We start from the raw sequence: 7,566 nt of genomic DNA on the forward strand, positions 1-7,566 counted from the left end.
GTCTATTGGTCTATTGGTCGCTTTGTCGAGTTGCTATGAGTAACAAAGTGTTGCGACTTTGTTGAATTTTTGGTCTATTGACCAACTGTGCTCATATTTAGGAACGAAGATGAATAGAAATGTTTGGCTGCTTTCACTGTGTCAGGCCTTGTTGATGACGGGTAACATATTACTGATCTCTGTGATTGGTTTGATCGGTAAGCAGATTGCACCCAGTGTCAGCATGATCACCTTGCCGGTTGCACTGCAGTTTTTGGGTTTAATGGCAGCCACTATTCCAGCATCTTTAATTTCAGGCAAGTTAGGGAGAAAGCGAGGATTTAGCATTGGTAATGTGGTTGGCATTACAGGAGCTAGTCTTGCCACCTACGCACTGTCTCAACAACATTTCTATTTGTTTTGTTTCGCTACGTTCTTACTTGGGATAGGCATAGGTTTTGGCACGCTTTATCGTTTTGCTGCAATCGAGGTGTGTGATGAAAATGCCCGTCACCGAGCGATCTCTATCTCGATGGCTGGTGGCGTTTTAGCCGCGGTATTAGGACCAAATTTGGCGATTATGTCGCAACAGTGGTCGCAAGATGGCTTGTACATTGGTGCTTTTGCTTCTTTGATTGGATTGAACATTCTTGCGTTACTCATCTTACAAACAATTCAGTTTCCAAAAGTCTCTTTTAATAGTCAGGCACCTAAATCCGATCCTCTCAGTGTGATAGTAAAAGCGCCTAACTTTATTGGCGCAGTGTTTGCTGCCATGGTCGCTTATGCGGTGATGAATATCCTGATGACAGCAACGCCATTGGCAATGATTGGTTGTGGCTTTGACTTTACCAAAGCAGCGGGCGTCATTGAGTGGCACGTATTGGGGATGTTTGTTCCTGCATTCTTTACTGGTTCACTTATCGAGAAGTTTGGCTCAAGAATGATGATCTTGGCAGGCGGGGTTCTGTTCGTCGTCTGTATCGCGATTAACATTCATGGCGAATCTATCTGGCACTTCAGAGCGGCTCTAGTTGTGCTTGGTGTCGGTTGGAACTTTATGTTTATCGCGGCAACAGGTTTGTTTAGTCAGTCCTACCAATCGCAGAATAAAGCTAAGGCACAAGCGTTTAATGAATTTATTGTCTTTGGCTGTGTGACGATTACCGCCATGCTCTCTGGCTGGCTAGAATCGACAGCAGGGTGGCAGAACCTCAATATCTACGTATTACCATTCGTGTTAGCTGTTATCTTGCTGTTCGCATTCAGTGCTCGTAAATCGCGTATTCAAAAGCAGCCTGTGTAATGGATCATCTAATGGTGGTTCAGTAACTTCGTTACTGTGATTAAAACCCTAGTATCTCAAACTGCGACCAATAAAAAGCCCTACCAAATCGGTAGGGCCTTTGCTTACGGCTTAAATAATAACGTTTTCTTAAAACTGCTGTCGTGGCTTATATCCTGTGACAACAGTACTTAAGCTTGTGTTGTAAATACGCATGACAGAGCCAGCGATGATTTACAGGTCGACCAAAATTGTCTTAGTGGTAATCCCACCTTGGTCATCGATTATCTTCAGTGTCACCTCGTGCTTTCCGTATGAAGGGAAGATTGACGTGAATGTGCGACCTCGTTTCACCTTTCCGTTTGGAAGTGTCCACTCGGTATCAACAATACGACCATCGCTGTCTGAACTTGTAGACCACATGGTTACCCAGCGGCCCAAGTGAATGTACTTCGCGCTCGCTTCTGGAAGGGCGTTTGGAGATTCAACACTCACTACGGAGCTAAATGAAGCGGTAGCGCCTTTGTCGTCGACAACAGTCAAGTTCACCGTGTATTCGCCCGCTTGCTCGTAAGACCAAGTTGGTGCCACTTCGTTACTTGTTGTGCCGTTCCCAAAGTCCCATAGGTAACGGGCGATCTCACCGTCTTGGTCTGAGCTGAAGTTGTTTGCAGAAACAGTCAGACCAGTCACATTAAGCTCGAAGTTCGCAGTAGGAACGATGTTGTGTTGGTTTACTTTAGATAAGCGAACCACACCGTATTCGTTGTTATCACTCTGATTCACAATATCGACCGCTAAACCAAACTCCGTCAGGATGCGTCCTGAATCTAGTGCTTGAGGCGATGTGTAATCTTGGTCATCCGAGAAGCTAGCATTGCCAACCAAACTGGTATCTTCGAGTACATCGTTGTCGCTGTTTACAAGACGCATTGGAGTATGATCTTTGAGTGAAAACGCTGCGTCTCGAACTTGGTAGCGTGTTTGAGCCGCTTCACCAGAGTTTGCCCACACCATGGCATTTTGGTCTGCATCGACCACGCCTAACCAACCTTCACCAGGGTGTTTACCTACCCAGTTGTCGGTTAGTGATTCGTCGACGTACCAAATGATCAAGCCAGGGTCGAATGAGATCAGTTGTCCCATGCGTTTGATGTTCGCTAGGCCTTCATCAACATCCATGTGGCTGCGCCATTGCAATAGATAGTAGTGCTGCGCTTGATGGAATCCATTACTCAGCTTGTAACCATTAAGGGCGAAGGTGGAGTTGCTTTCACCATCGTCTATTGAGGTCACTTCACCATCGACAACAACAGCAAGGTTATCTAAATAGAAGCCTTCCATTGCTAAGCCGCCATCGGTGATGTATTCAAAAGACAGTTCCACTTCTTGGCCTGCCCATTGTGAAACGTCGAACTCAGCGTCGACCCATCCGCCAGATTCGCCGCCAATAGCAGGAACGAGGTCCGTGTTGTATGGATCGTCCATTGAGGTAATGTTTCCTGCAATGGCTTGTCCGTTGATTAGCACGCGCGCAAAGTCGTAGTCTTTTTCAATCTCATACCAAGTTTTGAAAGACAGCAGTGCAGAATCACCCGCTGGGATCATCAACTTGCGAGTCATACTGTTTTTCAGATCATCGCCTTTTTGAGAGTGGAATGAATACTCGCCCTCAAAGGGTTTCAGACCTTCAATCTGCTTTTCAGGAAGATCCACTTTGATCATGTTAGGACGACTGTTATCCGTTGTTTGGAACAGCGTATACACTTGTGGGTTGTCTTCTAGGTCATCAATCGAGAGCTGATCATCGTTAACCCAACGTCCGCCAATCGATTTCTGTAGGAAGTGTTTTGCCCAAGAGCTGAATGCCGTTGGTTGTGTACCACCAATTTGACCAGCCCAACTGCCCGAAGACATGATTGACCAGTAAGAAACCGGTTCGCCTCTGCCTGTGTATTGCGTGTCATACTCGTCTGGTAAGCCTAAATCATGGCCATATTCGTGGGCACAAACACCTGCAGCCGCATCAATCGGTTGAATGGTGTAATCGAACGCCGCGTATTGGCCACCAAATCGATCTGGAAGCGAGCTAGAAGTACCTTCCAGTACATGAGTGCGACCAAGGTTGAATCGGTGAGACCAAATCGCATCAGGGCCTAACACGCCACCACCGGCTTCTTCGCCTACCGATGCATGAAACACCATCAGGTGGTCAATCACACCATCGGGTTCGCGGAAATTTCCGTCACCGTCGTAATCGTAACGATCTTCGATGTCGTAATCGGCAAGGTTGATACTCGGATCTTGAGCTAGTTGATTCAGCGCTTCACGAACCAGTTCTTGGGCGTTTAGGTCGTTGTCGGTGGTAGGGGAGTTGCCACCATAGAATGACGCAGGCTTGGAGGCGCGATACCAACCTGCCGCTTGACCTGCAACGCTGTAGCTGTCACCTGACTCGCTTTGGTAATATTGGCGCATCGAGATTAGGTTCTCGCCATTTGGCCCTGTGTAGCCAGAATTTGAGAACAACAGCTCTTGATAATGCTCTGGATTGTAGCTCTCGTAGAGCATCTGCGTGTGCTCTTCGGTCAACTTGTTGTCATCCCAGTTCAAATCAGGGAAATCGACCAATAGAGCGAGTACTTTATCGGTGCGCTTGGTGCCGACTTCTAAAGCAAAGACACTCGCTTTTTTAACGCCAGACCCTTTTTCTATGGCTTTGAGTATTTTTGCGCGTTGCTCAAGTGCTTTTTTTCCGAATTGAGCATCGCCTTTGAAACCGGAATTGATTTTATTTTTCAAGTAACGGTCAAGCGCATCCTGCTTTGCCACATCGGTTGCATCTTGGTCGACTAAGCCTTGTCTAACTAGCATTTCAATGAGTTTGTCTTCATTAACTACGCCTAAATCAATAGGTGTTTTTGCATAACCACTGGCGCTAAATAGAGTAAGCATTGCTGAAGCCAACAATGTTCTTCTCATCATTTTCATTATATTTCCTTTTTATATTTCCATGTCGATATCAGTATCAACTTGCCTTATTCGGATCTGTTGTCCGAGTTTGGCCTAATACACTCTTGTGGTGTCTTATTTAACTGACGTGTGTTTGTTGTATTTTTTTTATCTTCTATCTCTTTTGTATTGGTTGTCTCTTTTCTATTTTTTGACTCAAACGGAGTGCTCTTCACTTTTTTAGCGTTGAGATAGATACGCAAAGCTTCTTGATTTTCCTCATAGGTTAAGCCTGAACAGATAACACCTTGTTTTATCAATGACTTCAGCAATATTTCGTCGTTCTCAATAGTGGAAGCCTGTGACAGTGAGGAAAAAATTAGAACCATTAAAGCCATTGTTTTGTGTGACATTATTATATCAAGCAATCAGTTTTGATTATGTAACAAAATATATTTATAAAATTTACCAATCAAATGGATAATTATTACAATTAATTATTCGTTCCGGTTTCAACATTTAGAGTTAATATAAAATAAGGAGTGTTATTTATTCTATTGTCAGTTATTTAATGGGTTTTGTTGAATGAATAGTTGATAGTTTGGATGTTTAATAACATTGATTAGGTCGTGGTTATTATTCTGGAGGGCGCTTTATACAAGGCGTTGGGTTCTAACTAATAAGATGATTTTTTATTATCGGTGTTTTAAAATACGCATGTAATAACTGAGTCATTAGTAAATACCCATGCTCAAATTATTTTTACTCAAAATATCAATAATTAGGGTATTGAGAGTAACTTTCAGTGTTTAAATGACGTGAAATTTAACAATAGCAGAGCTGGTCGGGTTGTCACCGCCTGCTTGCTTAAAGCGAGTGAAACGGCTGAGAGAAGAGGGCGTGATTGTCGGTGGTGTGTCCATCATTAATCCAGAACTGACCGGCAGTAAGATGACTTTGGTTGTGTCCGTGGAAATGGAGCGTGATCGAGGGGATATTTACCAAATCTTTCGCCATTCTATTTCAAAGGCAGAAGAGGTCACGCAGTGCTATCAGATATCAGGCAGCTTTGATTTCATGCTGATTGTGACGGTCAAAGACATTCAAGCCTACGAAGACTTTGTGGAGCGAGTACTACGCAAAGATCTGAATATTCGTAAATTCCATACCTCTGTCTCAATGAGAACCGTGAAATTTACCACTGCCGTAAACTTAGATGAGTCGTGACTGTTGGCATGAGAAGATAGTGAAGTTATTAGCTTTGTGAGGTACTTAGCTAATATTTGTATAAATAGCAGGCATTTACACAAAATGTGACGTTCACATTTTGTCATAACTTTAATAATTGTATATATTCCTCGCCTAAAATAATAATTAACCTAAGTTAATATAATGACTGTCAGCTCATCTACTCAATCTCGTGAAACGCTTCTCAGCGAAAACGAACAACTTGTCTCTACCACTGATTTAAAAGGCGTGATTACGTACAGTAATGATGCTTTTTGTCGCATAGCGGAATACAGCCAACAAGAATTGCTAGGGCAACACCACAATATCGTAAGGCATAACGATATGCCGAAAGCCGCTTTTGCTGATATGTGGGTTAACCTAAAGCAAGGTAAAGCTTGGCGTGGCATCGTAAAAAACAAAACCAAATCTGGTGGGTTTTACTGGGTCGATGCTTATGTAACTCCAATTTACGACAATGGTAAGGTGAGTGGCTACCAATCTGTTCGTGTTAAGCCAAAGAATGAATGGATACAAGTTGCAGATAAGGCTTACCAAGGCCTCTTGAAGGCTGAAAAGTCGGGTCGCCAATGGTCATTAAAGATCAGTGACAGTGTTCGTTACGCAGTTTTGTTAGGCTCTTTGGCTGCACCTCTGGTTTCAAACCTAGTCGAAGTAGGGCAAGTATCACAATGGTTGTTGAGCCTACTTCCTGTTTCAGCATTAGCACTGCTTTTCCGACAAGAGCTCATTGATACTCCATTGCAGTTAAAAAAGCTGCAATCTAAATTCGATAGTGTCAGTCGCCTTGTCTATTCAGGTAATAGTCAGTTCTCTGTTGCCGATTTTCACTTAAAACTATTGTCTGCAAGAATCCACACCGTATTAGGTCGCATGACAGACTCAGCCAAGCCGTTACAAGATTTGGCTGACAACCTAAATGCGACGTCATTTGAAGTATCAGAAGCCTTAGATCAACAAACAAAAGACATTCTTCAAGTGCGAGAGGCGACTGAAGAGGTTGAAGTCACCGCGAATGAGGTCTCTTCTCGTACAGAAGAAGCGCACCAAATTGTTGATGTGACTTTGCAAACCTGTGCTGGTGCTAAAGAGAGCATTAATCAAACCCATCGAAATTTAGAAAGCTTAGCTTCTCAGGCTGAAAAGGCGACTCAAACAACTTACCAATTGAGCGATCAAGCGCAGAGCGTAAGCAAGATAATGGAAGAGATTGGTGGAATCGCCGAACAAACCAACTTGTTGGCACTAAACGCGGCAATTGAAGCGGCGAGAGCGGGCGAGCAAGGACGAGGCTTTGCCGTTGTTGCCGACGAAGTACGTGCACTATCGGGTCGCACGTCAAAGGCGACGGTTCAGATAAAAGAGAGTATCGACACCATGCTCGCGACGATTGAAGGCTGGCAAAAGGATATTCTGGCGAACCGAGAGCAAACGGACGCGTGTGGCGATGTTGCGAAAGTGAGTGCAGAGCGCTTGTCTGAAGTCGAAAACCTAATGCAATCCATGAATGAACTCATGCAGTCTGTTGAAAGTTCTGCTCATAAGCAACGTGAGCTATCGAGTGATGTAAATCTGCATATGCAGTCTATCGCCTCGACCGCAGAACAAAACTTAGTGGCAACGCATTCTGTGAAAGACCACTCCACAGAGCTAAAAGAGCAAGTGAATGAGTTCTACCAACTGGCAAAGCGTTTCGAAGAAAAATAGCCGTTAGATTTAATCCGAATGAGAGAAAAGACAAAAAAAGCCCCGCATTTTCATGCGGGGCTTTCTGTATGCATCAACCCATTGAAGGGCGAGACAATGTATTCAAGATTAAGCTAGAAGCTCTTTCGCTGTGTTTACTACGTTTTCAGTAGTGAAACCGAACATCTTGAATAGCTCACCTGCAGGTGCAGATTCGCCAAACGTTGTCATACCGATGATCTTGCCACCGAAACCAACGTACTTGTACCAGAAGTCAGCGATGCCAGCTTCTACAGCGATACGTGCCGTTACGTCAGATGGAAGTACAGACTCACGGTACTGCGCGTCTTGTTTGTCGAACGCATCAGTAGCAGGCATAGAAACTACGCGTACTTTCTTACCTTCAGCGGTTAACT

Annotated in this window: 5 protein-coding genes and 1 pseudogene; 3 read left to right on the forward strand and 3 right to left on the reverse strand. The window is 44.1% G+C overall.

The window, feature by feature from the left end:
• Positions 1–109: 109 nt before the first annotated feature.
• Complete coding sequence (locus tag AB4329_RS22245; protein WP_017061890.1) at positions 110–1,285, forward strand: MFS transporter; 1,176 nt, start codon at positions 110–112, stop codon at positions 1,283–1,285.
• 213 nt (positions 1,286–1,498) lie between these two features.
• Here the strand turns inward: AB4329_RS22245 and AB4329_RS22250 are convergent, their stop codons facing one another.
• Together AB4329_RS22250 and AB4329_RS22255 are read right to left on the reverse strand one after the other, a co-directional pair.
• Positions 1,499–4,255, reverse strand: a complete 2,757-nt coding sequence (locus AB4329_RS22250; protein ID WP_372139301.1) for an immune inhibitor A domain-containing protein — start codon at positions 4,253–4,255, stop codon at positions 1,499–1,501.
• Between the two features lie 47 nt (positions 4,256–4,302).
• Complete coding sequence (locus tag AB4329_RS22255) at positions 4,303–4,629, reverse strand: hypothetical protein (protein ID WP_372139303.1); 327 nt, start codon at positions 4,627–4,629, stop codon at positions 4,303–4,305.
• A gap of 409 nt (positions 4,630–5,038) precedes the next feature.
• On the opposite strand from AB4329_RS22255, the pseudogene AB4329_RS22260 reads away from it, so the two are divergent.
• Both AB4329_RS22260 and AB4329_RS22265 read left to right on the forward strand, forming a co-directional pair.
• Positions 5,039–5,443, forward strand: a pseudogene (locus tag AB4329_RS22260) (Lrp/AsnC family transcriptional regulator); the annotation flags it as partial.
• A 165-nt stretch (positions 5,444–5,608) separates the two neighbouring features.
• The gene (locus AB4329_RS22265) at positions 5,609–7,171 is read left to right on the forward strand and encodes a methyl-accepting chemotaxis protein (RefSeq protein WP_372139306.1); all 1,563 of its coding nucleotides are present in this window, start codon (positions 5,609–5,611) and stop codon (positions 7,169–7,171) included.
• A gap of 108 nt (positions 7,172–7,279) precedes the next feature.
• On the opposite strand, the gene AB4329_RS22270 is transcribed toward AB4329_RS22265, so the two are convergent.
• The coding region (locus tag AB4329_RS22270; RefSeq protein WP_372139308.1) for a transketolase-like TK C-terminal-containing protein at positions 7,280–7,566 on the reverse strand (287 nt) is incomplete at its 5' end.

The sequence above is a fragment of the Vibrio sp. 10N.261.54.A5 genome (genome assembly GCF_041471145.1).
GTDB lineage: Bacteria > Pseudomonadota > Gammaproteobacteria > Enterobacterales > Vibrionaceae > Vibrio > Vibrio crassostreae_C.